Consider the following 25,232-nt stretch of genomic DNA (forward strand, 5'->3'; position numbering starts at 1 on the left):
CGGCAACCGCGCCCCCGCGCGCCACCCGTACCGGCGCGGCGGCCCGGCGCCGTAAGGCTCCGGGCGTCGCCGCAGGTGGGCCGGGCACCGTACGACGAGAGTGTCCAACCACCCTCCTGACGCGTTGCCCATGCCATACGATCCTGCACCTCCACCCAGAAACGGAGCCGACTGTGACCCGCATCGCGGTGCCCGGCCCAGCAGGTGCAGAGCCGGGAAAGCAGGACAGGACCCGATTACGCGAACCGGTCGCCCCCGAGGCGAGCGACGCCTGCCGCTATCTCTGCGCGGGCGCGCAGACCGACGACCGCTTCCGCTCCACCGTGATCGACGAACTCAGCGTCCACGAGGAGCGCTTCACCGCCCCGTCCTTCGGTATCGACGCCGCCCGCGTCCTCGCCCACGCGCACCACGCCCGCCGCCGCGAACTCTTCTGGTCCCTCGGCATCCTCGCCCTGTGGCTGGTGGCGGTCCCGCTCACCGGCGGAGCGTTCCTCGTCCTGATGATCCCCAGCCTGGTGCTCGCCCTGCTGGCCTGGACCGAGTCCGTGAGCAAGAAGACCCCCGCGGCGGTGCGGGGACTGCTCGCCGTCTTCCGGTGGGTGGCCCGGCTATGGCTCGCCTATCTCCTCGTGACGATGCTCGTCCGGGGGATCGGCGGATTCTTCCAGGACGACGAGGAAGACCCGTCGCAGGCGAGCGGAGAAGGGCCGCTGGACAGCCTGCTCCCCTTCCTGGACGTCGCCGAACGGCCGCACGGTTATGCCCTGCTGGCGGTCTTCCTCTACGCGGGCCTGGTCTTCCTCGTCGGACTGCGCCGCGCCCAGGTGGCCCAGCTGCTCACCGGGACGCTCTCGGCCGCCGGATTCCCGGACATCGCCGCCGACCCGGCCGAGCGGTCCGCCTACACCGGGCAGCGGCTGCGGATGGAGCAGATCCGCGAGGAGCAGCACGCGCCGCTGGTGATGTACCACACGGAGAATCCGTTCCGGGGCGCCGGTGAGGCCGTCCAGCCGTGGACCCTCACCGTGGAGCTACGGCCCCGCAAGGGACGCGAACAGGACGCGCTGGACAACCGCACCGTGCTCGACCGGGTCCGGCCGCTGGTCGACGCGCTGACCGTGCCCGCGCCCCACGACTCGCCCGAGGCGGCCGACGCGGTCCGCGACCGGCTCCGGGAACTCCGTACCGACGAGGTCGTCTTCCTCCCGGCGGACGGGATCGCCGGACGGTACGACGCGCCCTACGACCCCGGCGGGATCGAGGCCCATCACCTGGCCGCCGTCGAGGAGGGCGGCGAGGCCCGGCGGCACTTCCTGCGCATCAGGGTCGGCGGCTGGAACGAGGACATCGTCGTCACCGTCTTCGTCCGGGTGCACACCCAGGGCGGCATGCTGATGCTGGAGTTCGCCCCGCATGTGATCCAGCCCGTGAAGCCCGCCTTCCGCGACGAGGAGCGCGACGCCCACCGCTATTCGGCGGGCGGGCTGCTCGGCAAGATCGCCTGGGCGGTGGCCCGTACCCCCTCGAGTCTCACGTCGAGCGTACGGACCGTCTACCGGACGACCCTCGCGGGCTGGGAGCGCCTCACCGGCGGTTACGCCGAGGCCCTGCCCGAGGGCCCGGAGGTCGCCGTGCGGGAACTGGGCGCGGAGGGCGGCGGGTCCCTGTTCCAGCAGATGGACGTCATGCGCTATCTCAGAAGCATCCAGGACCGGGTCACCGAGGGCGTCAAGGACGCCCTGCGCGACGCGGGCTGGCAGACCGAGGAGTTCGAACAGAAGATCGTCAACGTCAGTGGAGGTGTCTTCATCGACACCGCGAGCAACAGCGCCTTCGCATTCGGTGAGAAGGGCACGGCGAACGTCGCCAACATGAACAAGGGGGCAGAGCATGGCGACAAGGACGACTGACAACGGTGGGGACCCGGAGCGCGACGCGCGGCGGGGGGAAGCGGACGGGCCCGGCCCGAGGGTGAGTATCGGTACGGCGAACAACAGCGCCTTCGCCTTCGGCACGTACGGCAACGCGTCCACCACCAACACCACGGAGGTGGCCGGGGATCCCGCGCAGCGCGAGCTGCTGGCGGCGGTCCGCGCCCTCCGCGCCGATCTGGAGCGGCTGGTGGCCAGCCCGGCGGTCGAGGTGCTCGACGCCGAACTGGTGGCGGCCGAGGACGAGATCACCACGGAGGGTGCGGCGGGCCAGGACCGGCTCGAACGGCTGCGGGCGTCCCTGACGGCTGCGGGTGAGTGGGTCGGCGCCCTGGCCTCCGGGGTCGCCGTGGCCGAACTGGTCGGCGCACTCATCGGAGGCTGAGATGGCCGGTGAGAGCCGTTGGAATCCGGAGACCCAGCGCTGGGAGACCGGCTCGCAACCGTCGTCGTACCGCCCGGCGGGACCGGAGCCCGGCGGGGGCGGGGCAGGGCCGGAGTTCGGGGAAGGCACGGCAGGACCGGAGTACGCGGGAGGCACAGCGGGGCCCGTACCCGCGCCGCCCCCGCTGCCACCGGCGTACCCGCCCGGGGTACCGCCGGGCCCTGAGACGGATCCCGCGTTCCGGATCGGCGGGCCTTCCGGGGACTACGGCGAACCGCCGGGTCCCGGTGGGGCCCGGCTCGCGCCGGCCGTCGTGGTCTCGATCGCGGCGCTGGTCGCGATGGGTGTCGCGGCCACGCTGTGGTTCACGGTCGGGCCGGGGGACGACGACGCCAAACCATCCACGAAGACCTCCTCGTCGGCGGAGGCGTCGTCGAGCGACGGTGTCAACGGTGCCAACGGCGCCTTGGATCCGTCCACCCCGGCGACGGACGGCTCGTACTCCCCGTCCGGCGAGCCTTCGGAGGACCAGTCCGATCCGTCCGCGAGCCCTTCCGGCACCGAGTCGTCCGGCACCACGACGGTCCCCGCGGGCTTTCGGGTCACCGACGACCCCGAGGGCTTCACCATCGCCGTCCCCGAGTACTGGGCGCGGACCACGGTCGGCGCCAGCGTCTTCTACACCTCGCCCGACGACACCGCCCTCATCCAGGTGTTCCGGATCACGGAGCCGGACTACACCCCGCTGGACGCCGTCGAGTTCGCCAACCAGGATCTCGCCGGACGCACGAAGAACTATCAGGAACGCGCTGTCGGCCGGGTGGCCAGCGGCATGGAGAACCCCACGAGCGACGCGGCCGAACTCGCCTACGCGTACGACAGCGCCGACGCCGGCGGCCGGCGGCAGTGCGTCGAACGGGTCTTCACGGCCACCGACTACACCATCTACGCCGTGCTGACCTGCGCACCCGCCGAGCAGAGCCCGCTGGAGCGCACCGTGCTCGAAACCGCCCTCGACCACTTCGACCCCTGACGGCACCGCCTCCGCGCCGCCGGTCCAGTGACGGGCTGTCGGAACGTTCTCGTATGCTCCCCGCCATGAGCGGCGGACAGGGCGGCGCGGACAGCGGCGCCGACAAGGGACCCAGCACAGGAACCGACGGGACCGGCGGTGGGAGGGGCCCGGGCGCACGGGTCGTCGACGGCCGGTTCGCCCTGGAGGCACGGCTCGGCGGCGGTGGCATGGGCACGGTATGGCGCGCCCGCGATCTGCTCCTCGACCGCGCGGTCGCCGTGAAGGAGGTACGTCCGCCCGATCCCGCCCTCGCCGAGTACGACCCGGACGCCGCCCGCGCGCTACGGGCCCGGGTCCTGCGGGAGGCCCGGGCGCTCGCCCGGGTCGACCACCCCAATGTGGTCACCATCCACCATGTCGTGGACGGCGGCGACGGTACCTACCCGTGGCTGGTCATGGAGCTGGTCACCGGCGGATCCCTGGCGGACCGGCTGGCGCGGGGCCCGATGGAGCCGCCGGAGGCCGCCGGGCTCGGCCGGGAACTGCTGGCCGCCCTGGGCGCCGCCCACGAGGCGGGCATCCAGCACCGCGACGTCAAACCCGCCAACGTCCTGCTGCGACCCGACGGCCGCCCCGTGCTCACCGACTTCGGGATCGCCGCCATCCGCGAGTCCACGGTGCTCACCGCGACCGGCTCCATCATCGGCACCCCCGACTACATGGCACCGGAACGGATCACCGGCGAGCGGGGCGGGGCCGCGTCCGATCTGTGGTCGCTGGCGATGATGCTGTACGTCGCCGTGGAGGGCCGCCATCCGCTGCGCCGGGCCACGACACTGGCCACCCTCGCGGCCGTGCTCAACGAGCCGGTACCGCCGCCGGAGCGGGCCGGGCCGCTGACCGCCGCGCTGACGGCGGTCCTGGTGAAGGACCCGGACGCCCGGCCCGGCCGCGCGGCGCTCGACGGGATGCTCGCGGCGGCCGCGCGGGGCGAAAGCACGGCCGCCGGTACGGATCCGGTGGTGACCGTCCCGTACGCCGAAACCGCCCCTGTGGCGTCGGACCCCGGAGGCCCCGGAGGCCCCGGAGGCCCCGGGGACGCGACCTCGTATCCCCTGCCGGCGCCCACCCCGGCACCGGATCAGGCCGTCGCCCGGGGCGCTTCGGCCGATCCGGGCGGGCTACCGGAGCCGATATCCCGCGACACCGCCCCGGTGGACGGTTCCGGCGCGCCCCCGGGGACGGCGACGACCTCCGGCGAACCCGCCGTACCGGCTCCGCCGCCCCCGCCGAAGTCCCGGCTGCGGGCCCGGCTCACGATCGGCGCCGCCCTGCTGAGTACGGCGGTGACGGCCTTCGTGGTGTGGACCGTGCTGCCCCGGGACGGCGACACCGACCGCGACCGGAACCCCGCGAACACGCCGGGGGCCGCCGCCGCGGGCGCCACCGCACCGGGCAAGTCCCCCGGCAAATCCAGCAGCGCGTCCCCCGGCACGTCCCCCGGCCCCGGTTCCGTCGCCGACGACGAACCGCGGAACTACCTCGCCCCCGCGAACCTCCGGCGGGCGATCAAGGCACTGACCGCCGAGACGGGCCACGACCGGGTGCTCGGCGTCACCGCCTACCCCATGTATGTGTTCTTCTACGTCCCGGTCGAAGGCAGCGACACCCGCTATGTGTCGTACACCTTCGACGAACGCGGCCTGAAGCCGGGCAATATGCGCGGCAGCATGATGACCGGCCAGCGGCCCGTGAAGCTGAGCAGCTTCGACTGGGACGCGGTCCCGGCGCTCTTCGGAACGGCGGAGAAGGAGCTGCGGATGAAGGATGTGGACTCCCGCTATCTGCTGGTCAAGCCGCCGAACACGCTCTTCGGCGACCCGCCCGGGATGGCCGCGTATCTGATGACCGAATTCAAGGAAACGGGCTATGTGCTCGCCGACACCCGAGGAAGGATCGTCTCCGAGCACCCGCCCCGCCTCTGACCGCCCGCCCGGCCGCTCGCGGCGGAGCCCCGGGTTCCGTCCGCGATACGGGACGGGTCACCGGCCGTCCTCCGACGCGGGCAGCCCGACCGGCATCACCAGGGTGGTGAAGTCGCCCTGGTCGGCGGAGCGGACCACGACCGGGCCGTCCGCCGCCGACACCTCCAGCAGCACATCGGGGCCCACACCCGCGTCCACGGCGGGCAGCAGCACCTCCGGGTCGAACGCGACGGCCACCGGCGGGCCCGTATGCACCGCGGGCACAGCGCACCCGCCCGGTCCCGGTGCCGTGCCGGAGCCGTCCGTGAGGAGCAGCCGCTCACCGGCGGCGCGCAGCACCACGGGACCCGCCGCGCCGCGATCGGCGAGCGCGGCCCGCAGGGCGCCGCGGTCCGCGATGATCCGGTGCCGTACGGGCGCCAGGGCGCCGAGGACCGCCCGGTAGTCGGGGAACTCCCCGGCCGGGTCCTGACGCAGCGGCAGACAGCGGTCACCGCCGCACACCCCGGCCTCCCGGGACACCACGACCTCCGGCAGCCGCAGCGCCCAGGCGGCGACCTCCTTCGCCCGCCCGCCGTCGAGCGTCAGCCGTACCGGGGCGCCGGCGGTGTCCCCGCCGCCTTCGGGGCCGTACGGTTCCGTCGACCCGGGGAGCGGGCGCAGGGTACGGATCGCCATCCGGTAGCGGTCGGTGGCCACGACCCTCAGCTCGGAGCCGTCCAGCTCCAGCAGAATCCTGCCGAGTACGGGGAGTTCGGCGCGGGCGGCTCCGGCGGCGACGGCGGGCGCCACCTGCCGCAGGGCGCCCGCGAACTCGGCCCCGCCGACGACCGCGCGTGCGCCGCCGCCGGGCACCGCGCCCGGCAGGTCCCGGAGGATCCCGTCCACCGCGTCCCGGGCCGCCGCCGCGGTACGGGCGGCCCGCCGGGCGTGCTCCTCCAGTACGGCCCGCGCCGCCGGCTCGGCACCGTCCAGGACCACCAGGGCGTCGGTCAGCGGCAGCCCGGCCGCGCGCAACCGGCGTACCAGCACCGCCCGGGGCTCCTGCCGCGGGGAGTAGCGCCGATAGCCGGTGAACTCGTCCACGGCGGCGGGCCGCAGCACTCCGCAGTCGTCGTAGAACCGCAGGGCGCTGGGGGCAAGACCCACCCGGCGCCCGAAGGCGCCGATACTCATCAGCTCCTCGTCGCCTACTGCGTTCATATCGTCTGCATCGTTCATGCCGTTCGTGCCGCTCGTGCCGCGGGCCGGTTCGACGGCCGCCCGTCGTACGGATTCGTTGTCGCTCATGACGCCGATGCTGGATCTTCGAGTGGCTGGAAGGTCAAGTCCCGCTCCCGGCGACGGTTCTCACAGCAGCCGGAACGCGATCACCACGGCCACCCCGGCGACGAGGAGCGGCGGCCCCAGCGGGAAACCCGTGCCGCGGGGGTCCTCCAGGGGCCGCAGTTCCGGGCGGTGTGCCAGGGCCCGCAGCTCATCGGCCGCGCGGCGCGCCGACGAAGGCGTACCGAGACGTTTCTCCAGGGGCCGGAACCCGACCGGCGCGAGCCGGATCTCGTCGGCCCCGGCCCGGTCGACGTAGACGCTGTCGTCGGCGTGCCGGACACCCGTGACGTCCTCCCAGGGGATGTGCCGCGTCCGCCAGGCGCCGGTCACCCGGATGCCCGTACGGCCCGCCGAGATCCGCCAGTTGAGCGCGACCGCGGCCAGCGTCACCAGGACCGGGAAGGACAGGGCGGCCAGGACCCAGGACAGACCCGGCTCCGCGGTGATGTTGAGCAGCACATTGCCGTGCAGGATCAGCAGCATGAAGACCCCGACACCCCGGGAGACCGCGTCCGCCGACCAGCTCCGCGGCTCGGCCGGGGGCCGGGGGCCCGCGGCGATCTCCGCGGCGACCTCGTCCACGGGACGTCCGGTGTTCCGGTTGCGGCGGGCCCGTTCCCGGGTACGTCCGGCGCCGTCCGCAGAAGGCCCGGCGGGGGCCACCGGGAACACCCCGGACACCCCCGGCGCCACCAGGGCCACATCGGCACCGTGGAAAGGGGTGCCGTACAGGACGCCCTCGCGCAGTTGCGACAGGGGTCCTGTGGCGGGCGGCCGGTGCCGGGGCCGGGGCCCGAACGACTCCAGCCGTCCCGGACGCAGCAGGAACAGCGGGCGGGCGGAGGCCGGGTCGTCGGCCGCGTACACCCGGATCCGCCGGCCGCCCTGGTCCGCGCGGACCAGGACCCGCAGCACCGGGAAGGCGCCCCGCTCCCGGGCCCGGAACCGCCGCAGCCCGGTCAGCCCTTCGGTGAGGAGGGCCAGACCCGGGATCACGGTCAGCAGGGCCAACAGCTCCCAGTCGAAGATCTCGTACGGCTCCGAGACCAGCCGGACCCAGTCGCCGTCCACGACGAGACCGACCTCCGAACCGACCGGGTAGTACTCGGGGAAGACGGTGTCGAGCGCGTACCGGCGGCCGTCGGGGCCGACCGCGTCCAGCCGGGAGAGGTCGTCGGGGTCGCCGTCGACCGCGGTCACCTCGGCGGTCACCCGGGTCGCGCCCGCAGCCCGCTGCTCGTATCCGGTCACGACCTCGTGCGCCTGCCAGAGCGCGAAGGCGGTGGCCACCAGCAGGGCGGGGGCGACCGCACAGCGGAGGAGGCCGCGCCGGGGGTCGGGGACGCCCGGCGGGAGCGGGTGGCGGCCGGAACCGGCCGCCACCCGGGCGGCGTTCCGCCGACGGCGCTCGGCGACGACCCGGACGGTCAGCCCGGCCGTGACGAAGGCGGCGGCCAGGGGCGCGGCATACGCCGAGGGGTCCGCGTCGGGACCGAGGCCGAAGGCCGGTTCGAGCCGTGCGGGCAGCAGACCGGCGGCGGCCGGTACGCTCCCGGCGGTGTACGCGCCCAGCAGGACGAGGGCGATCCGGGGCGCGCGCCAGATCCAGAAGAGGCAGAGCACGCCCAGGGCGGCCACGGTGAGTTCGGCCCAGGAGGTGTCGCAGGGGCGGGCGACCGTACAGGGCTCGTCCGGGCTCGTGGCCACCGACCACACCAGGGCCGCCGCGAGGACGGCGACGGCGATCAGTGGATGCGCCCACCGGCCGGGACTCGCCGCCGACCACCTCTCCGCGTCGGCCGACCGCCAGGCGGCGGCGCCCTCGGGTATCTGTTCGGAAGGTAGGGGAACGGCGCTGCTCACCCGGGCATTATCCCTGTTCGGAAGCGGGCGGGCCCGAGAGGGGCGCCCGCTCGGGCGGACCGGCCCGATGGTTCACGGCCTCGTACGGGAACGATTTCCGGACTGGGTGTATATCATCCGGCCCGGTTTCAGCGGCTGGACGGCCAGTTACTACGTCGACTACGCGGGCCATGTCCTCCCGGACACCCCGTGGTGCTGACGGCCGCGGTACTCCCGTAACGCGCTGAGAACACGCAGGTCCCCTCGGCCGAGGGGACCTACGCATTCGTCGGCCAGCCCGCCATCATCACGAGCAGTATCGCGACGGGTATCAATTGGAAGACCGCCGCGCCCCACATCCGGGCGAGCAGCAGCCCGGCGAGGATCACCCCGGCGACGGCCAGTGCGTAACCCAGCTCCCGTACCGGGACCGGGGAGGGTCCGCCGTCGTAACCGTGCGCCCAGCCCGACATCCCGACCGCGAGCAGCCCGTACCCCACGACCAGCACATTCAGCGGCAGCAGGGCCAGGGCCGCGATGGTGTTCCTGTACTTCATGCGGCCATGCTGCGCGGGGGCGGGGGAGGGCGCGTGAGTACGCGTACTCAACTCCGGGCGTGGTTACGGCGCCGAACGCCCCGCGTCAGTAGTCCGTACCGACGCTCCATACCGTCGCCGCCCCGGTGGTGGAGCACGTCGCCACCGAGTAACCGGCCACTCGCCACACGCCGTAGATCGTGAAGAGGGTGCCGTTGGTGCGGCGGCAGGTCACCCGGACGCGATATGCCGACACCGTGCCCAGGTTGGTGCACGACGTACGGCCGGTGTAGCCGTCGACGTTCTCCGGGGTGCAGGAGATCAGCGGGCGGACGACCGAGGCGGGCGACGCCGACGCCGGGGCGGCGGGGGCCGGGGCGGCCGAGGCCACGGGGGCGCCGACGGCGCTCAGTCCGCCGATGGCGAGGGCGCCGACACCGAGCGCGGACACGTACTTCCGTAAGGACATGACTCTCCTCCAGTGTGTGTGCCAACTGGTGCGATCGGGGCCGGCGCGCGGCGCGCGCCTCCGCGGCGGAAGACCGTGGGGGACGTAGCGGAACCGCCGCACGGCGCGCCCGGACCGGCGGGTCACCGGTGCGCGGACCGCGCGGGGCGCGGTGGTGGCCGTCCCCCGAACGGCCCGGACCACGGATGGAGCAAGTGTGGCCGGGGCCGTCCGGACTGTGCCCCTGGCGTATTCCCAAGCGATGGCAATGGTTCGCACCAATGGCGGTACGGCGGATCAGCAGCCTCTTTCACGCCGTCGCGGCGCCGTCGTGGGGCTGTCGCGGCGCCGTCGTGGGGCTGTCGCGGCACCGCGACGTGCCGTCGGGGTGCCGCCGCGACACCCCTCAGGACGCGGCGGGACCCGCGTACCGGGTGAGGTCGTCGGCGCAGCCGAGTACGGCGGTACGGGCCCGGCCCACGGACGCCCCCGCGCCCGCCGCGAGGGACAGCTCGACCGCTCCCGGGGCCGTACCGGCGTGTCCCGTACGGGCCGTGGCCACGACCGACGACCGCGGGGCGCGGCTGTCGTCGGGCGCGGGGACGGTCACCCGCAGTTCGGCGCCCTTCGCCGTGACACCGGCCGCGGCGATCAACTCCTCCATGGCCGCGGCCACCGGCGCCGCGCTCTCCGTCAGGGAGCCGCCGGGCAGCGGGACGGCGCGGCCGTCGAGTACGGGGGCGCCGACACCGCGCAGGGGGGTGACGGTCAGCCGGAGTTCGCGGGTGCTGAACACCTTCCGGTGATGGAGGACGTAGACGGCGACCAGCGCGGCGCGCACGGCGTTGAGCAGCGGGGTCACCGCGGGATCCGACGGCGCGTCCCAGGTCCACCGGCGGGCGGCCACCCGGTGCGGTGTCCGGCCCTCGGCCAGGGCGACGAGCCCTTCCCTGACGGTCTCGCCGAGTTGCCAGCGGCCCCCGTGGTCGACGGAGAACAGCCGGCCCTCCTCGTCGACCGCGAGCGGCGCGTCGCTGTCCGTGCGGCCGAAGGGGAAGAGCCGCGCGCCGGTGGCCCGGCCGAGCCGGGCGAACGGCCGCAGCGCGTGCCGGGCCGCCACCGGGTCCACGACACAGCCGGTGGCGGCGACCTCGCGGCCGGGCCCGGCCGGGGGCAGCCGCAGCCCGTGGAACTCGCGCAGGGCCCGGTCGGCGGCGGGGAAGATCTCCCACGCGGCCCCGCCCACCACCGGCTCGACCAGGGTGACGGCCTTCAACGCCGCCAACTGGGCCTCGACGCCGACGTCCCGGCCCTCGTACCAGCCCGCCGCCGTCAGGACCTCCTCACCGGTGGTCATGCGGCATCGATGCCGAGCCGGTCCAGCAGGGCGCCGCAGGAGCGGCAGACCGGTGCCGGGGTGCCGTGCTCGGGATCGCCCTGGGCGCGGATCTTCCGTGCGACGAGCGCCGCGCCCGCGAAGTGCGGGACGGCCTCGTCCAGCGATGTCGTCCCGCCGTCGGTCCGCTCCTGGTCGAGGCCCCACAACTGGTCGGACACCAGCGCCGATTCGGCGCAGTAGCCGGTGAAGGGCTCGCGCAGACTCACCGGAAGGCCGTCGAAGAAGGCGCGTACGGCGGGGTGGAGCCGGGGCTCGTCGTCGCCGACGAGGTTGGTCTGGCTGAAGATCCTGCCGCCGACGAGCAGGGACGCCGCCACACCGGGTACGAGGTCAGCCACGGCGGCCTCCCGTGCGGGATCCCGTGCCGCCGACTCTTCTCAGAAAGGCCATCTGCCGCTCTCGCTCCCTGTCCGGCGCCGTGTACCCCATGGCGTATCGGCTTCCCGCCGCCCCGTCCGGGACCTCCCCGGGGCGTCCGCGCCCCCGGTCCCGTGGCCACATCGTGCCACGACCACCGGGAACAGGTGTACGCGATCGGAGCGGGACGCGTCGCGCCGGAGGTACGCGACAGGCGCGGGACCTGCCGCGAAGGGTGTACGCGGCCGGTGCCGGAGCGGCCCGGCGGTATCGCCGGATCGAGGGAGTGGACGACGGTGCGGTCGCCGTAGCCGAGAGTCAGGCCCTCCGCCGTCAGGGAGTGGCGCGTGGTCACAGGGAGCCTCCCGTACCGAACGACATTTCATCGGATAAGCGGGTCATACGGAACATCGGCGATGGATGTCCTTAGGGTGGCCGCCATGACCCACCGTCAGTCCGGGCCCGTGAGCACCTCCGACGGCCGTATCCGCCACCGCCCCGGATTCCTCGCCGCGGCCGGGGTCTTCGCCATCGGGATGGCGGGGACCACCCTGCCCACCCCGCTGTACGGCCTCTACCGCGAGGAACTCGGCTTCTCCGAACTGACCGTGACCCTGGTCTTCGCCACCTACGCCGTCGGCGTGATCCTCACCCTCCTCCTCGCGGGCAACCACTCCGACCGCGCGGGCCGCCGCCCCGTCCTGCTCTGCGCCCTGCTGTTCGGGGCGGCCAGCGCCGTCTGCTTCCTCCTGGAGGACGGTCTGCCGCTGCTCTACGCGGGCCGGGTGTTCTCCGGGTTCTCGGCCGGGCTGCTCAGCGGCGCCGGCACGGTGACCGTCCTGGAACTGGCCGGTCCGGGACAGCGCTCCCGGGCCGGATTCGCGGCCACGGCCGCCAATATGGGCGGCCTCGGCTGCGGACCGCTGCTCTCCGGCTTCCTCGCCGAGTACGCGCCCGCGCCGCTGACCCTGCCCTTCCTGGTCCATCTCGGGTTGCTGGGCGTGGCCGGGGCGGTGGTGCTCCTGCTCCCCGAGACCGTGCCCGACCCGCACCCGAGGGCGCGACCCGTACCCCAGGGCCTGTACGTCCCCCCGGAGGTACGGGCCGTCTTCGCGCCCGCCGCGATCGCCGCCTTCGCGGGCTTCTCCCTGCTCGGACTGTTCACGGCGGTCGCGCCGAGCTTTCTCGCCGAGACCCTGGGGGAGCGGAACCTCGCGGTCTGCGGGCTGGTCGTCTTCGCGGTCTTCCTGGCCTCGACGGCCGGACAGGCCCTGACGGGCAGAATCCCGGCGGGCACCCCGGGCCCGGCCGGCGCGCCCGTGGTGGGTCCGGCCCTTCCGCTCGGCTGTCTCGTCCTGGTGGCCGGACTGCTGATGGTCGGCGCCTCGTTGTGGGCCAGGTCCCTGCCCCTGCTCGTGATCGGCGGAATGTGCGGCGGCCTCGGCCAGGGACTCGCCTTCCGCGCCGGGCTCACCGCCGTCGGCGACGCCGCGCCCGCCGCCCACCGGGCCGCGACCGTCTCCTCGTTCTTCGTCGTCGCCTATACGGGTATCTCGGTACCGGTCATCGGGGTCGGCGCGCTCGCCGTGACGCTCGGCCTGGTCCGGGCGGGGCTGATCTTCACCGGCTGTGTGACCCTGGTCGCCGTCGCCACCGGGGTATGGCTCGCCCACCGGGGTCCGGGTCGCGCCGCCTCGTAGGCCGTGTCTTCCAAGCCCCGCCGGGACCGCGCGGGGGAGTTCAACGGGAATACGCACTTCCCGTTGCCCCGCGGCCCGTGTGCCGCCAAGCTCGGGCCAGCCTCCGGGGCCACGGCTCCGGAGGACGTGCGAACCCCGAGCAAGCCCGAATGAAGAGGGAGTGCGCTTCGTCATGCCTTTGACCAGAAAGCTCTCCACCATCTCCGCGGCGGTGGCCCTGACGGGCGCCGCGCTGCTGACGGCTCCGTCCGCTCAGGCCGCCCCCACCCCGGCCGCCCCGACCCCGGCCGCGGTATCCGCGACCGCGGCTTCCGGATGGGTCCCGATGGGCACGCATCCGTCGTACTCGGCCTGCGTCGCCACCGGCCAGTACCTGGTCAGTATCTGGCTGATCCCCGAGTACTACTGCGACCCGTACGCGCCGTACATGCTCTACGGCATGAAGTAACCCGCGCACCGCCGCGCGATCGTCCCCGCGGTCGGGGCGATCCGTGCGGAGAACGCCGTGAGAGCGCGCCGATGCTCCCCGCCCGGCCGGGCGGAGAGCATCGGCACGCTCGGTCTTCCCGGCGCTACCGCCCGGCCCTCCGGGGCGGCCCGGCGAGCAGACCGCGTGCGGCGCTCAGGGCCTGCGACTCCCGGCGGGTGCCCGTGATGACACAGAGGGTGTACACGATCCCCTCGATCCGGATCGAGGAGTCGCCCCGGGGGGCGCGCTCCGCTGTCAGCGTGTCGTAGCGGTCGACCAGCTCCCGCACGACGTTCGGATCCGGCTTCAGCACCATGGGCCCTCCTCGGGTCCTTCGCGTCGATCCCCACCCCGATAGCACCCCCGCACCCCCGACACCCCCGGCGCCGCTGTGCGGCCCCCGGCACCTCTTCGATGGTCCCCCGCCGGGACCGGGCCCGCACCCGGGCCCGACCGGCCGCGTCCCTGCGGGACCCGAATGGGCGCGGCCCTTTCATTCCGCCGAGGAACATATTCCCGGGGGACATATATGCATCGATCAAGCGCTCAGTTTCGCGGTGAAACAAACTCAAGATACCCGAAATGCGGGGGTCCGGAAAATGATGATAGTACTTTGTTTACGTGGCTGATGGCCTTGCGCATTTTCCGCTTGTGTCACTTTTTGAATCCTCCTTGACTCGTAGCTGTACCGGCAAATAACTTTCCAAGAGTCACATTCCCGACTCCGATCCGGCCCGCCGTCGATGCGCGCCGCATAAGCGCCTGAGTCGCGCTGAAAACATTCGGAGTTCGCATTCACGGAAACCATCGAAAGGGTGGTTGCATGCTGAAAAGAAAAAGTCCTCAATGGTCCCCGCGGGCCGTGGTGTTCGACTGCGACGGAACGCTGCTGGACAGTGAGAGGCACTGGATCGACGCCCGGCTGAAGGTGCTCGACGACCACGGTGTGGTCCCGGACGAGAAGTTCGCGGAGCTGGCCCAGGGGGTGCACTACACCGAGTGCGGCCGGCTCATGGCCACCATGGCCGGTCGGCCCAGGCAGGCGGCGCAGATGACCGATGACCTGCTGCGCACCTTCCGGGCCCTCGCCTCGGCCGCTCCCGTCACCTGCCCCGGGGCGCCCGCCGTCGTCTCGTCCGCGGCCGGCCGGGTGCCGGTGGCCGTGGCCAGCAACTGCCCGCAGGACGTGGTGGAGACCTGCCTCGACAGCGCGGGACTGCTCCGGCACTTCCGCCATGTCGTGGTTCCCGGCGGCCGGGTGCGGCCGAAACCCGAACCCGATGTCTATGAGGAGGCCGCAGCCCGGTGCGGCTTCGATCCGGCGGACTGCCTCGCGCTCGAGGATTCCCTCTGCGGAATTCGTTCGGCCGTCGGCGCCGGAATGCCGGTGATCGGCATCGGCGAGAACCCGTCGCCGGAGGGCCTGCAACTGGCGGACGCCTGGGTCTCCTCCTTGGCGGACCCGGAACTCGGTATCTGGATCAGCGGCTGGACCGAGCAGGATCGCTTCGGCACCGACTGACCGTCGCGCGGTGCAACGGGGGGCCGGGAAAAGAGGGAATTCCCGCCCGGGAGCGGTAGGTGTTCGCGCCCGCCGCCCGCGCCGATCCGCTCCCACCGGCATACAGTCGTCTGGAGGCCGGGGTATCCGGCACCCGCGAGTGGCCGTCACGTTTCGTGGACAACGGCGCTGTCGTACCAGTGGTTTCACCCATTTGGAGGTGCGATGAGCTATTTCCTCCCCACCGATGAGGCCGTACTGACGGCATGCCGGGGGCTCGCCCTCTCCCATCCCACGATCGGGCTGTGCGTGGAACCCCTGTACCTCCTGGCCGGGCGGCCCGCCGCGAAACGGCGCGTGGCCCTGGTCGCCGGAGGCGGTGCCGGGCACGAGCCCCTGCACGCCGGACTGCTGGGCCGCGGCGGACTCGACGCGGTCGTCCCCGGAGCCATCTTCACCTCGCCCGGCAGCGCGCAGATCACCGCCGCGTCGCTCGCCGCCGCAGCCGTCGGAGAGCGCGACGCCGTGCTGTACATCGTGAAGAACTACACGGGCGACCGGATCAACTTCTCCCTCGCCGCCGACCAGGTCCGCACCGCGGGCGTCGAGGTCGCCGAGGTCGTCGTGGACGACGACCTCGCCACCGACGGCACGGCCGCCGGACGGCGCGGAACGGGAGCCACCGTCGTGGTGGAGAAACTGCTCGGCGCACTGGCGGACCAGGGCGCCGACCTCGACGCGCTGGCCGAACTCGGCGGCCGGGTCGCCCTGGCCTCCCGCAGCCTCGCCGTCTGCGCCCGGGCCCACACCTCACCCGTCCTCAAATCGCCGGCGTTCCAGCTGCGGCCCGACGAACTCGACTACGGGGTCGGCATACATGGCGAGCGCGCCGCGCACACCGTCACAGGACCGCACGGAGTCGAACTGCTCGTCGCCCGGATGCTCGCGGAACTCCTGGACGGCGTCCCCCCGAGCCCCCACGGCGTGATCGCCGTCATATCGAACCTCGGGAGCACCAGCGATCTGGAGATACGGATCGTGAGCGCGCTGGTCCACCAGTACCTCGGGGCGCGCGGCGTCCCGGTCCACGCGCTCGCCGCCGGGACCTATGTCACGGCCCTCGACATGGCGGGCTTCAGCATCACCCTGACCGCCCTGGAACCGGGCTGGGCCGAACTGTGGGACCTCCCCACCGACACCCCCCTGCGTCTGCCCGGCGCCGCGGCCACCAGGGCCGCCGAGTTCGCCCCGCCCCCCGGCCCCGTACCGGCGAGTGGCTTCCCCGGGGCGATCCGTACCGCGGCGGCGACGGAGGCCACGGCCACGGCGACGGCCGCGGCGGCGGACCCCGGCGGTACCGCCTTCCTCCACGAACTCCACCGGATCTGCGCCCTCACCCACGCCGACCTCGACGAACTCGACCAGTCCGCCGGGGACGGCGACTTCGGCGACAACTTCTGCGGCGGTGTCGCGGCGGCCGTACGCCTCGCCGAACGGTCCGGCGTCCCCGGCGCCACCGCCCTGGCCGAGACCTTCCGCGACCGCGTCGGCGGCTCCAGCGGCCCCCTCTTCGGCATCCTCTTCGACGCCCTGGCCGCCCCCGCCGACCGGCTCCCCGCGGACCTCCCCGGTCTCGCCGCCGCCCTGCGCGGCGCCCTCCTCCGGATCACCGCGCTCGGCGGCGCCGCCCCCGGGGACCGCACGCTCGTCGACGCCCTCGCCCCCGCCGCCGACGCCCTCGGCCTCACCCCGGCCACCGACCCCCGCCGGGCCCTGACCACCGCGGCCCGCGCGGCCATCGGGGGCGCGTGCGCCACCGCGGCCCTCACCGCCCGCCGCGGCCGGGCCAGCTACACCGGCGAACACTCCCGCGGCCTGCCCGACCCCGGGGCCGTCGCCGTCGCCCTCGTCCTCACGGCCCTGGCCCGGATCCATGAGCCCGCCCCGGCCGGCGGACTCCCCGCCCTGCACGCCATCACCCGCGGCGCCGCACCCTGAGGCCCCGCCGGGCACGCGGCACGTCGGTCTAGATCACCAGGGCCAGGGTCGCCGTCGCCGCCAGGGTGGCCGACACCGCGAGCACCAGACCTGTGCCCAGGAACCGCACCGGCTCGATGGCCGTACCGTGCCGGCGGCAGCGCTCGAACCACAGGAGTGTCGCCAACGAAGCCCACGGGGTGATCACCGAACCCGCGTTCACGCCGATCAGCAGGGCCAGCAGCTGGCCCTCGTTGCCCACCGGCACGGCCGCCTCACCGGCCAGGTAGACGGGCAGGTTGTTCAGCCCGTTGGACAACCCGGCCCCGACGGCCGCCGCGCGCAGCATGCCGCCGATACCGTCGTCGGACCCCATCGCGGCCGTCAGCAGGGAATGCAGCCCATGGGCGTTGACGCTCTCCACCACCAGGAACATCCCGGGCACCAGCACCAGCAGCCGCCACGGCATCAGGGAGAACGTCAGCTCCTCCTTTCGCCGTACCGCGAACGCCACCACCACGACCAGCGCCGCCGTCAGCGACGCCGACCACAGGGGCACATCGGCGAGGAGTATCGCCAGCAGGAAGCCCCCGCACGCCAGCGCGCAGACCCGGAAGAGCACCGGATCATCGGTCGTCGGCGGGGGCGGCGGGGTGTAGCCGAGCCGGTCCCGGTACGCCGGCCGCCAGTAGAAGAACCACAGACACACCATGGTGACGGCGATGGACACCAGTTGCGGAGCCCACATCACGGCCGCCATCCCGGTGGGCGACAGCGCGACCCGGTCCGCGGCGAGCAGATTCGTCAGATTCGACACGGGCAGCAGCAGACTGGCCGTGTTCGCCAGCCACACCGTGGTCATCGCCAGCGGTACGGCCGCGATCCCGAGCCGGGTGGCGAGCGCCAGCATCACCGGCGTCAGCAGTACCGCCGTGGTGTCCAGGTTCAGGGTGATGGTGACGACGGAGGCGAAGGCCGCGCAGAGCACGAACAGCAGGACATAGCTGCCCCGCCCCGCGCGGGCGACCCGGGTGGCGACCGTGTCGAAGACCTGCGCCCGGCCGGTCAGCTCCGCCAGCACGATCACCGACCCGAGGAAGACCAGCAGCGGCAGGACGCGCTCCATCGCGTCCGCCGCGGTCGCCCGGGGCAGCACCCCGGTGGCCATGCTGAGGAGACCCAGGGCCAGCAGTGCGGCGGCCAGCCAGTCCAGGGGGCGCAGACCTCGCCGCACTTCGGCAAGCACCGAACGGACCTCCTGTGATGCCGGCCGGATCGGCCAGTGGCGGACCCGGGGCGTCGTGGATCGCCTGGACTCCGGGGGAAGCCGATTATCGTACGGCGCTTCGGGCGCGGGGCTTCACACGGGCACCACCATCATCGCCCACCCCACCCCACCCCACCTCATCCCACGCCACAGCCGGGGCGTAGGCGTACGGGGCACCGGCCGGCAAAAAGGGTGGATCGCCGGCCCGGGGTGCCGGGCCGGCGATCCAGCCGATGTCCTGAGGTATGCGTCCCGTCCGTGAGCGCATCACCGCTCCGGACCTCACCCCATGGTTTCCAGGATGTTGTCGACGATATGCCAGAACAGGAGTTCACCCAGTTCGGCCGAGGCCCCCGTGGTGGACGACAGGACGCCCTGGTTGGACATCCGGGTCGCGTCCAGCGGGTGGCGGTAGATCCCGGCCGGTGGCGGGGTCTTGTGTTCCGGCCGGTCGGGGCGGACCGCCTCGGGGCGCAGATAGAGCATGAGACTGGTCTCGGTGAGGCCCGCGTGTTCCGCGTGCCAGCCGGGGAAGTCGGGCAGATGCTCGGCGACCCAGCCGTCGTCGACCAGGCTCCACCAGCTGAAGGCGGTGATCTCGGTGTCGGGGAAGGCGGTGCGGGGGCGGCAGTCGTCGATGGCTTCGAAGAGCAGCGCCTCGTTCTCGTAGTGGCCGTTGACGACGACGAGCCTGCCGGGCCGGAGGGGGGCCAGGGACGCCAGGGTGTCGCCGATGTAGTCGATCATCGTGGTACCCCGCAGATGCAGGGTGCCGGGCCAGTGCGAGCCGCCGCCGCTCTGCGGCAGCGACCTCGCGGAGATCGGCTGTACGGGCAGGACGAACCCGCCCACCTCCGATCCGATCTGCGCGGCCAGGGCCTCGGGGATGTCGAGGTCCACGGAGAGCGGCAGATGCGGTCCGTGCTGTTCCAGACCGCCGATGGGCCAGACGAGGGTCGCGCCGCGGATCGCGGACTCCACCTCGGTACTGGTGAGGTCGCCGTAGCGCGGGGGTGGTGCCGAGGCCCGGGTACGTGGGCTCACCTGGGCGCCCCGCTTCCGTCGCCGCCGCCCGCCGGGGTCGCCGACAGGCTGCGTCCGACGAGGTCGGCCGCCGACAGACTCGTACCGCTGAGCCAGTCCTCGACACCGCGGCAGATCTTGGTGAGCGTCTCGTGCATGTTGTGGTGCAGCGTCGTATAGACCTGCACCGCGTTCGCGCCCACGCTCAGATACTCGATCACATCGCCCGCGCCCTGGACTCCACCGCTGCCCAGGATCGGGATACGGACGCCCCGGCGCCGCAGGGCGTAGATCTCGGCCAGGACGAGCGGCTTGATCCCGGGTCCCGAGTAGCCGAACGCCCCGCCGAGATGCACCCGGCCGGTGGCCGCGTCGACCGCGAGCCCCGCGATGGTGTCGCTCAGGGTGATGGCGTCCGCGCCCTCGTCCACGGCGGCCGCCACCCGTGTGTGCAGCCCTTCGCCCGCCGCCAGCTTCACACTGAACGGCACCTCGACGGCCCGCCGGACCGCCCGGGTGTACGCGGCCACCCGCTCGGGTGTGTCCTCCCCGTACTCCTCGTCGTTGAGGCAGGAGATCCCGAGTTCGAGGGCGGGGCTGCCCGCCGCCGTGACCTGTTCGGAGAGCCGGGCCAGCTCCGCCGGGGTGTCGGCGTGGACCGATGTGACGAACGGCAGACCGTCGACCGAGAGCCGGCGCAGGATCGACAGCCATTCCTGAACGGTCCGGCGCGAGTACGTCGTACTGTTCAGCATTCCGGTCGGCAGCCGCAGCAGCCGCTCGTTCCCGCCGGTCGGGGGGTTGGGGTGAATGGTCTTGGTCACCACCGCGCCGGCTCCGCCCTCCAGCAGCCGGCGGATGTTCCGTTCCTGATCGGTGAGCAGACCCGAGCCCACGACGACCGGGGACGTCAGCTTCATGCCGAGCATCTCGGTCGCCAGGGCGTTGTCGGCCTCCGTGGTCATGTCGCCGCGCCCACCTTGCCCGTGACCGAGGCGAGCAGGCCTATGAGGGCCTCCGGGTACCGCTTCGCCTGATGCAGATCGACCACCTTGACCCGGGCCACGGTCGGCAGACCGCGCAGCAGATGACTGGCGTTCTCGGCCAGCGGCGTCGGGGTCACCACGACGATCGGCTTGTCCTGCGCCGAGGCCCAGCCGAGTTCGATGTGGGTGCCGTCGGTCCGCAGCAGCTCCCCGGAGACGACCGGGAGGACCGGGACGAAGACATCGCAGCGGCGCATCCAGTTGAAGTCCCGCACACTGACCTGGTCCGGTGTGAACAGCGGGGTGTCGACGCCGAACTTCTCCGCGACATGCGCCGAGAAGACCGTGGCCTTCGCGGCGGTGGCGGCCTCGATGATGTCGTGGATGGCGTTCTGGAGCGGCGCGTGGAATCCCTCGCCGTTGCCGAGCGCGTGCTGGATGGGGCCGCCGACGAAGACATTCACGCCGGAGAGATCGGGGGCGGCACCATAGGAGTTCTCGGCGAGGTCGATGTGGGTCTCGGTCATGACGTTCTCCAGATCTGTTGCGGGTGATGGGGCGGGTGGGGCGGTCATGCCGTCGTCGCGGACCCGGCGGTGTCCGCGGTGCCGGCGGTGGCCGCCGGGGCTGAGGATTCTGGGGCGACCGGCGTAACCGGCGTGCCTGGAGTGCCCGGGGTGCCTGGGGCGACCGGCGTGCCTGGGGGCTCGGTGGCCGCGGCGGCTTCCGGGGGCCGGTCCGGTGCGCCGTCCGGCCCGGCGTGGAGCGCGATGTTGCGGACCTTGATCTGGGTGAACTCGAGCAGCCCCCAGGGGCCGTACTCGACACCGACCCCCGACGCCCGGTGCCCTCCGAAGGGGACGTCGTGCCGCAGATCGCCATGGGTGTTGATCCACACCGTGCCGCACTCCACCCGTGACGCCAGCTTCCCGGCCTCGCGTTCGCCGCCCCACAACGAGCAGCCGAGCGCGTAGTCGCCCGCGCCCGCCCGGTCGAGGGCTTCGGGGACGCTGTCGTACGGCACGACCGGGATCACCGGGCCGAACTGCTCCTCCGCTTCCAGTTCGGTACCGGGCGGCAGGTCGGCGACGATCGTCGGCGGATAGAAGTACCCGGGCCCGGCGGGAACGCTTCCCCCGGTCACCACCCGGGCTCCGGCGGCGACGGCGCGGTCGACCAGGCCGGCGACCCGGTCCCGCTGGGCGGCGGAGACGAGCGGGCCCAGGTCCGATGCCGGGTCCATGCCGTCGCCGACCACGGTGGCCCGTGCCGCGTCGGCCAGCAGCCCGGCGTACCGGTCGAGCCGGTCCCGCGGTACGTAGATCCGTTTGATCGCGGCGCAGAACTGGCCGCTGTTCGCCATGGCCCGCCGGAAGAGCGCCGGCGCGATCCGCTCGGGATCGGCGTCGGGGAGGACGACGGCCGGGTCGTTGCCGCCGAGTTCCAGCACGACCCGCTTGAGATCCGCCGCCGCGGCCCGTGCGATGGCCTTGCCCACGGGGATCGAGCCGGTGAACGAGATGAGCCGTACGGCGCCGTGCCCGGTGAGGCGCTCGCCCACGCCGTCGTCGCCGGAGACGACGCTCAGGGTCCCCGCCGGCAGTACCTCGTTCAGCAGCTCGCCCATGAGCAGGCTGGACAGCGGGGTCTCGGGGGCCGGTTTGAGGACGACGGTATTGCCCGCCAGCAGCGCCGGGGCGATCTTGCAGACCGCGAGGAGCAGGGGGAAGTTGGAGGGGGCGATCGCCGCCACGACCCCGTACGGCACCCTTTCCAGCGTGATCTCCGACGTGCCGTCGTCGACGAGCCGCTGCCCGTTCAGCCCGAGGTCGGCCGTGTGCCCGAACCAGTCCGCCGAGGTCCGTACCTCGCCCAGGGCCTGCCGCAGCGGCTTGCCCTGCTCCCGGGTCAGCAGCTCGGCCAGCTCCCGGGCCCGGGCGGCCAGCGCCGGGCCGCAGGCCCGGAGCAGGGTCCGGCGCCGCGACAGCGGCAGCTCCGCCCAGGAGCGGAAGGCCGTGGCCGCGGCGTCCACCGTGTCGTCGAGCTGGTCGGCGGTGCACGCGGGGGCGTGGGCGAAGACCTCACCGGTCGCGGGGTTGTCCACCGGGATGCCCCGGCCCGGGGTGGCGCGGACGAGCCGCCCCGCCACCGTCATCGCCGCCGTCATGAGAGGCTGCCCGCGGTCGGCCGGCCGAAGGAGGTGCCGGCCGCCGCCATCGCGGCGTTGACGGCCCGGTGCGCCTCGCCCGCGATCCGCTCGGCCTCCGCCGTGCTCGCGGCGCAGACCACGACGCCCAGCGACGGCCGGTGCCGGCCGAGCGCGCGGACGGTCGACGGATAGGCCCGGACGCCCGCCGCCCAGAGCGTCTCGAACACCGGGCGGACATGGTCCTGGTACGAGGCGACACCGGTGAGCCGCAGCGGCATCGCGTCGTGGCTGTACGCGACCGGGGTCTCGCCGGCCCACCGTTCGGTGAGCGCGATCGCGTGCATGGCTCCGGTGCGCCGGGCGTTGATCTCGGTGACGTACAGCTCCCCGTCGGTGCCGAGGAGGCAGTCGAGGGAGAACCAGCCCCGGTAGCCGATGGACCGGGCGAACCCGTGGACACGGGTGCTGAGGTCGGTGAGCCGTTCCTCCAGGGCGGGATCGAGGATCCCGGGCCCCAGGGTCAGACTGCGGTACCGCAGTCCGTCCACGCCGAGCATGCTGTACTCGAAACGGGGCTTCCCGCCGGGGCCGTCGTCGTCACCGACGAGGACGTCCACGGCCGGGCAGTCGGCGGCGTGCTCGACATAGTCCTGGACTGTGAGGGGGAACGTACCGAAGAAGGGTTCGCGCCGCAGCGTCTGCCAGAACCCGTCGGTTCCTGCGCCGTCGCTCCGCGCGACCGCCGAGCCGTAGCCGCCGACGCCGTACATGCTCTTGACCACGGCCCGGCCGCCGCTGCCGACGATCGCCTCGACCGCGCCCCTGAGCTGGTCCCAGCTGGCGACCGAGATACCCCGCGGCACCCGGAACCCGGGGATGTGCGCGGCGAGATCCGTACAGCTCAGCTTGGATTCGAGGTACTCGCACGACCAGGCGTCCCGGGGCTCGGCGACATCCAGCACGACCTCGTGCCCATGGCTGCGGAGCGCCGCGGCCAGCGAATACAGCTCCGGTGACGACCCCCAGGACACAAACCGCACCACACGCGCCCCCGCGGTCGCCGCGCAGAGCGCGGCGAGTGCCCGGTCGTCGTCGAGCAGATCGTGGACCAGCCGGCCGGTGCGCGGCGCCGGCGACACGACCGGGGGGACTGCGGAGCCGAGTCCGGCGTGGACGTCGGCCAGCCATTCGGGGGACCAGCCGGCCGGGAGGACGAGGACACGGTCGGCGTCGCTCCAGAAGACGCACTGGTCGGCGAGGTTCGTCCCGTGCTCGACGAGATCGCGCTCCACCCCCGGGTCGAGATCGAGCAGCGGGCGTTTCAGATTGAACTCGACGATGTTCGGGATGACCAGGTCAATGGTCTCTGACATGCTCTCCTGCCTTCCCGGGCGTGGTGCGTGAGGGGGGTGCGAGGACCGAGGGCCGGCCGAGGGGCGGCAGAGCCTGTTCCAGGGTCTTGGCGAGCGCGAGCGTCGTACGGTCGCCGAGATAGGGCCCGGCGACCGCCAGACCGACCGGAAGGCCGCCGGCCGTCAGCCCGGCCGGGAGCACCGTCGTGGGCAGGTAGCACACACCGGTCAGACCGGCCCAGGTGATCTGGTCCCAGTAGGGCCGGCTGCGGCCGTCGACCACGATGTCCCGTTCGGCGAAGGGACGGTGGTCGTGCGGCGGGGCCGCGGTGGGGGCGGCCGGCAGCAGGATCGCGTCGTACTCCTCGAAGAACCGGTGCCAGCGGAGCCGTAACCGGGCCCGGTTGGCGTCGGCCTCCACCCAGGCGCGGTGGGTCTGCCCGACGTGCTCGGCGCCGAGCTCCGCGCCCGGGGCCCGGTCGCCGCGGGCGATCGCGTCGATGTCGCGGGCCGAGTAGTGGCCGAAGGCGACCGGTGCGAGCAGTGCGCGGAAGACCCGGTCGCTCGCGTCCAGCCGGATGCCCTTGGGGGCGGTCCGCTCCACCACGACCCCCGTGTCCGCCAGCCGGTCGGCGGCGTGTTCGAGTACGCGGCGGACCTCGCCGTCCACCGGGCAGTACGGGTCGTCGAACCAGGCCGCGACCCGCCGGACCGGACGGGCCGGCGGCAGTTCGAGCCGCCAGGCGGACGCGTCCCGTGCGTCGGGCCCGGCGACGGCGTCGAACGCGGCGATCAGATCGTCCGCGGTCCGCGCGAACGGTCCCGCGACCGTGAGATCGGGGGCCGTATGGGCGAACGGCAGCGGTGGGACCTGCCCGTACACCGGCACGGTACGGAAGCTCGGTTTGTGCCCGAGCACCCCGCAGTGCGAGGCGGGGATCCGGATCGATCCGGCGATGTCGGAGCCCAGCTCGATCGGGGTGAACCCGGCGGCGACCGCGCCGGCCGACCCGCCCGACGAGCCGCCGGTGGTGAATTGGGTTCCCCAGGGATTGCGGGCGGTGCCGAACAGCTCGCCGTAGGTCTGCACATCGGCCGAGTACTCCGGCAGATTGGTCTTCCCGAAGACGACGCAGCCCGCCCGGCGCAGCGCCGCCACGGCGTCGGCGTCGTGCACCGGCACATGGGCCGAGAGCGCCGCGGCGCCTCCCGTGGTGCGCAGACCGGCGGTCGAGAAGCAGTCCTTCACCGTCATGGGGACGCCGTGCAGGGGTGGGAGCGCGGCACCGCCGACGGTGGCGTCGTCCGCGGCCTTCGCCGCGGCCATGGCCCGCTCGTCGACGGTCACGACCAGACCGAGCCCGGAGTTGTGCCGTTCGACGGCGGCGAGCAGCGCCGACAGATACTCGCGGGCCGAGATCCTCCGCGCGGCTATCGCCCCGGCGGCTTCGACCGCCGACCACCGGCACAACTCCTCGTCGACACCCAATGTGCCACCACCTGCCGTCGTCGGGGCTCGGCCGCCGGGTCCGGGGCCGATCGATCCGTTTCCACCCGGCCAGGCGCCGGGCCGCCCGC

At 73.3% G+C, this 25,232-nt stretch carries 22 protein-coding genes and 1 pseudogene; 8 read left to right on the forward strand and 15 right to left on the reverse strand.

Features of this window, described 5'->3' with window-relative positions:
* Positions 1-173 precede the first annotated feature (173 nt).
* The 4 genes from ACFXG1_RS09010 (at position 174) to ACFXG1_RS09025 (ending at position 5,319) form a co-directional block, all read left to right on the forward strand.
* Positions 174-1,913 carry a hypothetical protein gene (locus tag ACFXG1_RS09010; protein ID WP_384722226.1) on the forward strand — a complete coding sequence of 580 codons (1,740 nt, stop codon included), beginning with the start codon at positions 174-176 and terminating at the stop codon, positions 1,911-1,913.
* Positions 1,894-2,319 carry a hypothetical protein gene (locus ACFXG1_RS09015; RefSeq protein WP_384722223.1) on the forward strand — a complete coding sequence of 142 codons (426 nt, stop codon included), beginning with the start codon at positions 1,894-1,896 and terminating at the stop codon, positions 2,317-2,319. The genes ACFXG1_RS09010 and ACFXG1_RS09015 overlap by 20 nt, the downstream gene beginning before the upstream one ends.
* 1 nt (position 2,320) lies before the next feature.
* On the forward strand, positions 2,321-3,352 hold the full coding sequence (locus ACFXG1_RS09020; RefSeq protein WP_384741839.1) for a hypothetical protein: 1,032 nt from the start codon (positions 2,321-2,323) through the stop codon (positions 3,350-3,352).
* 65 nt (positions 3,353-3,417) lie between these two features.
* Positions 3,418-5,319, forward strand: coding sequence for a protein kinase (locus tag ACFXG1_RS09025; protein WP_384741841.1), 1,902 nt, complete (start codon positions 3,418-3,420; stop codon positions 5,317-5,319).
* Between the two features lie 57 nt (positions 5,320-5,376).
* Here the strand turns inward: ACFXG1_RS09025 and ACFXG1_RS09030 are convergent, their stop codons facing one another.
* The 7 genes and pseudogenes from ACFXG1_RS09030 to ACFXG1_RS09060 all read right to left on the reverse strand — a co-directional run.
* Positions 5,377-6,609, reverse strand: coding sequence for a MerR family transcriptional regulator (locus ACFXG1_RS09030; protein WP_384741843.1), 1,233 nt, complete (start codon positions 6,607-6,609; stop codon positions 5,377-5,379).
* A gap of 60 nt (positions 6,610-6,669) precedes the next feature.
* The gene (locus ACFXG1_RS09035; RefSeq protein ID WP_384741845.1) at positions 6,670-8,511 is read right to left on the reverse strand and encodes a hypothetical protein; all 1,842 of its coding nucleotides are present in this window, start codon (positions 8,509-8,511) and stop codon (positions 6,670-6,672) included.
* 257 nt (positions 8,512-8,768) lie between these two features.
* The gene (locus tag ACFXG1_RS09040; RefSeq protein ID WP_384718576.1) at positions 8,769-9,047 is read right to left on the reverse strand and encodes a hypothetical protein; all 279 of its coding nucleotides are present in this window, start codon (positions 9,045-9,047) and stop codon (positions 8,769-8,771) included.
* Between the two features lie 85 nt (positions 9,048-9,132).
* The gene (locus ACFXG1_RS09045; RefSeq protein ID WP_384718578.1) at positions 9,133-9,495 is read right to left on the reverse strand and encodes a hypothetical protein; all 363 of its coding nucleotides are present in this window, start codon (positions 9,493-9,495) and stop codon (positions 9,133-9,135) included.
* 385 nt (positions 9,496-9,880) lie between these two features.
* Positions 9,881-10,831, reverse strand: a complete 951-nt coding sequence (locus ACFXG1_RS09050; protein WP_384724201.1) for an SUKH-3 domain-containing protein — start codon at positions 10,829-10,831, stop codon at positions 9,881-9,883.
* Positions 10,828-11,211: a YwqJ-related putative deaminase gene (locus tag ACFXG1_RS09055; RefSeq protein ID WP_384741847.1), complete on the reverse strand. Its 384-nt coding sequence runs from the start codon at positions 11,209-11,211 to the stop codon at positions 10,828-10,830. Before ACFXG1_RS09055 ends, ACFXG1_RS09050 begins: the two co-directional genes overlap by 4 nt.
* A gap of 275 nt (positions 11,212-11,486) precedes the next feature.
* A pseudogene (locus ACFXG1_RS09060) lies at positions 11,487-11,585 on the reverse strand (ABC transporter ATP-binding protein); the annotation flags it as partial.
* Between the two features lie 85 nt (positions 11,586-11,670).
* Between ACFXG1_RS09060 and ACFXG1_RS09065 the strand changes: the two are divergent.
* Together ACFXG1_RS09065 and ACFXG1_RS09070 are read left to right on the forward strand one after the other, a co-directional pair.
* Positions 11,671-12,930, forward strand: coding sequence for an MFS transporter (locus ACFXG1_RS09065; RefSeq protein ID WP_384718632.1), 1,260 nt, complete (start codon positions 11,671-11,673; stop codon positions 12,928-12,930).
* Between the two features lie 172 nt (positions 12,931-13,102).
* The gene (locus tag ACFXG1_RS09070) at positions 13,103-13,378 is read left to right on the forward strand and encodes a hypothetical protein (RefSeq protein WP_384718634.1); all 276 of its coding nucleotides are present in this window, start codon (positions 13,103-13,105) and stop codon (positions 13,376-13,378) included.
* A gap of 124 nt (positions 13,379-13,502) precedes the next feature.
* Here the strand turns inward: ACFXG1_RS09070 and ACFXG1_RS09075 are convergent, their stop codons facing one another.
* Entirely contained in the window at positions 13,503-13,715 is a 213-nt protein-coding gene (locus ACFXG1_RS09075; protein WP_384718636.1) for a DUF5133 domain-containing protein, read from the reverse strand.
* Positions 13,716-14,222: 507 nt separating this feature from the next.
* Here ACFXG1_RS09075 and ACFXG1_RS09080 point away from each other — a divergent pair.
* Both ACFXG1_RS09080 and ACFXG1_RS09085 read left to right on the forward strand, forming a co-directional pair.
* The gene (locus tag ACFXG1_RS09080; RefSeq protein WP_384741850.1) at positions 14,223-14,921 is read left to right on the forward strand and encodes an HAD family hydrolase; all 699 of its coding nucleotides are present in this window, start codon (positions 14,223-14,225) and stop codon (positions 14,919-14,921) included.
* Positions 14,922-15,125: 204 nt separating this feature from the next.
* Positions 15,126-16,898, forward strand: a complete 1,773-nt coding sequence (locus tag ACFXG1_RS09085; protein WP_384741852.1) for a dihydroxyacetone kinase subunit DhaK — start codon at positions 15,126-15,128, stop codon at positions 16,896-16,898.
* Between the two features lie 28 nt (positions 16,899-16,926).
* Here the strand turns inward: ACFXG1_RS09085 and ACFXG1_RS09090 are convergent, their stop codons facing one another.
* The 7 genes from ACFXG1_RS09090 to ACFXG1_RS09120 all read right to left on the reverse strand — a co-directional run bounded on the left by ACFXG1_RS09090 (position 16,927) and on the right by ACFXG1_RS09120 (position 25,143).
* Positions 16,927-18,123, reverse strand: a complete 1,197-nt coding sequence (locus ACFXG1_RS09090) for an SLC13 family permease (RefSeq protein ID WP_384741854.1) — start codon at positions 18,121-18,123, stop codon at positions 16,927-16,929.
* A 303-nt stretch (positions 18,124-18,426) separates the two neighbouring features.
* Positions 18,427-19,188, reverse strand: coding sequence for a creatininase family protein (locus ACFXG1_RS09095; protein ID WP_384718648.1), 762 nt, complete (start codon positions 19,186-19,188; stop codon positions 18,427-18,429).
* The gene (locus ACFXG1_RS09100; RefSeq protein ID WP_384718646.1) at positions 19,185-20,132 is read right to left on the reverse strand and encodes a dihydroorotate dehydrogenase; all 948 of its coding nucleotides are present in this window, start codon (positions 20,130-20,132) and stop codon (positions 19,185-19,187) included. Before ACFXG1_RS09100 ends, ACFXG1_RS09095 begins: the two co-directional genes overlap by 4 nt.
* Positions 20,129-20,680 (reverse strand): nucleoside 2-deoxyribosyltransferase, encoded by a 552-nt coding sequence (locus ACFXG1_RS09105; protein ID WP_384718644.1) that lies wholly within the window; start codon positions 20,678-20,680, stop codon positions 20,129-20,131. The genes ACFXG1_RS09100 and ACFXG1_RS09105 overlap by 4 nt, the downstream gene beginning before the upstream one ends.
* 44 nt (positions 20,681-20,724) lie before the next feature.
* Positions 20,725-22,320 (reverse strand): aldehyde dehydrogenase family protein, encoded by a 1,596-nt coding sequence (locus tag ACFXG1_RS09110; RefSeq protein ID WP_384741857.1) that lies wholly within the window; start codon positions 22,318-22,320, stop codon positions 20,725-20,727.
* Complete coding sequence (locus ACFXG1_RS09115) at positions 22,317-23,675, reverse strand: hypothetical protein (RefSeq protein ID WP_384741859.1); 1,359 nt, start codon at positions 23,673-23,675, stop codon at positions 22,317-22,319. Before ACFXG1_RS09115 ends, ACFXG1_RS09110 begins: the two co-directional genes overlap by 4 nt.
* Positions 23,659-25,143 carry an amidase family protein gene (locus tag ACFXG1_RS09120; protein ID WP_384741861.1) on the reverse strand — a complete coding sequence of 495 codons (1,485 nt, stop codon included), beginning with the start codon at positions 25,141-25,143 and terminating at the stop codon, positions 23,659-23,661. Before ACFXG1_RS09120 ends, ACFXG1_RS09115 begins: the two co-directional genes overlap by 17 nt.
* Positions 25,144-25,232 lie beyond the last annotated feature (89 nt).

The organism is Streptomyces sp. NPDC059248, assembly GCF_042753905.1.
Taxonomy (GTDB): Bacteria; Actinomycetota; Actinomycetes; order Streptomycetales; family Streptomycetaceae; genus Streptomyces.

What these genes read in the sequence shown, in the direction of transcription:
- ACFXG1_RS09015 (WP_384722223.1), top strand. Translation starts at nt 1,894, where the DNA reads ATGGCGACAAGGACGACTGACAACGGTGGGGACCCGGAGCGCGACGCG.
- ACFXG1_RS09020 (WP_384741839.1), top strand. Translation starts at nt 2,321, where the DNA reads ATGGCCGGTGAGAGCCGTTGGAATCCGGAGACCCAGCGCTGGGAGACC.
- ACFXG1_RS09025 (WP_384741841.1), top strand. Translation starts at nt 3,418, where the DNA reads ATGAGCGGCGGACAGGGCGGCGCGGACAGCGGCGCCGACAAGGGACCC.
- ACFXG1_RS09030 (WP_384741843.1), bottom strand. Translation starts at nt 6,609, where the DNA reads ATGAGCGACAACGAATCCGTACGACGGGCGGCCGTCGAACCGGCCCGC.
- ACFXG1_RS09040 (WP_384718576.1), bottom strand. Translation starts at nt 9,047, where the DNA reads ATGAAGTACAGGAACACCATCGCGGCCCTGGCCCTGCTGCCGCTGAAT.
- ACFXG1_RS09045 (WP_384718578.1), bottom strand. Translation starts at nt 9,495, where the DNA reads ATGTCCTTACGGAAGTACGTGTCCGCGCTCGGTGTCGGCGCCCTCGCC.
- ACFXG1_RS09050 (WP_384724201.1), bottom strand. Translation starts at nt 10,831, where the DNA reads ATGACCACCGGTGAGGAGGTCCTGACGGCGGCGGGCTGGTACGAGGGC.
- ACFXG1_RS09065 (WP_384718632.1), top strand. Translation starts at nt 11,671, where the DNA reads ATGACCCACCGTCAGTCCGGGCCCGTGAGCACCTCCGACGGCCGTATC.
- ACFXG1_RS09070 (WP_384718634.1), top strand. Translation starts at nt 13,103, where the DNA reads ATGCCTTTGACCAGAAAGCTCTCCACCATCTCCGCGGCGGTGGCCCTG.
- ACFXG1_RS09075 (WP_384718636.1), bottom strand. Translation starts at nt 13,715, where the DNA reads ATGGTGCTGAAGCCGGATCCGAACGTCGTGCGGGAGCTGGTCGACCGC.
- ACFXG1_RS09080 (WP_384741850.1), top strand. Translation starts at nt 14,223, where the DNA reads ATGCTGAAAAGAAAAAGTCCTCAATGGTCCCCGCGGGCCGTGGTGTTC.
- ACFXG1_RS09085 (WP_384741852.1), top strand. Translation starts at nt 15,126, where the DNA reads ATGAGCTATTTCCTCCCCACCGATGAGGCCGTACTGACGGCATGCCGG.
- ACFXG1_RS09100 (WP_384718646.1), bottom strand. Translation starts at nt 20,132, where the DNA reads ATGACCACGGAGGCCGACAACGCCCTGGCGACCGAGATGCTCGGCATG.
- ACFXG1_RS09105 (WP_384718644.1), bottom strand. Translation starts at nt 20,680, where the DNA reads ATGACCGAGACCCACATCGACCTCGCCGAGAACTCCTATGGTGCCGCC.
- ACFXG1_RS09110 (WP_384741857.1), bottom strand. Translation starts at nt 22,320, where the DNA reads ATGACGGCGGCGATGACGGTGGCGGGGCGGCTCGTCCGCGCCACCCCG.
- ACFXG1_RS09115 (WP_384741859.1), bottom strand. Translation starts at nt 23,675, where the DNA reads ATGTCAGAGACCATTGACCTGGTCATCCCGAACATCGTCGAGTTCAAT.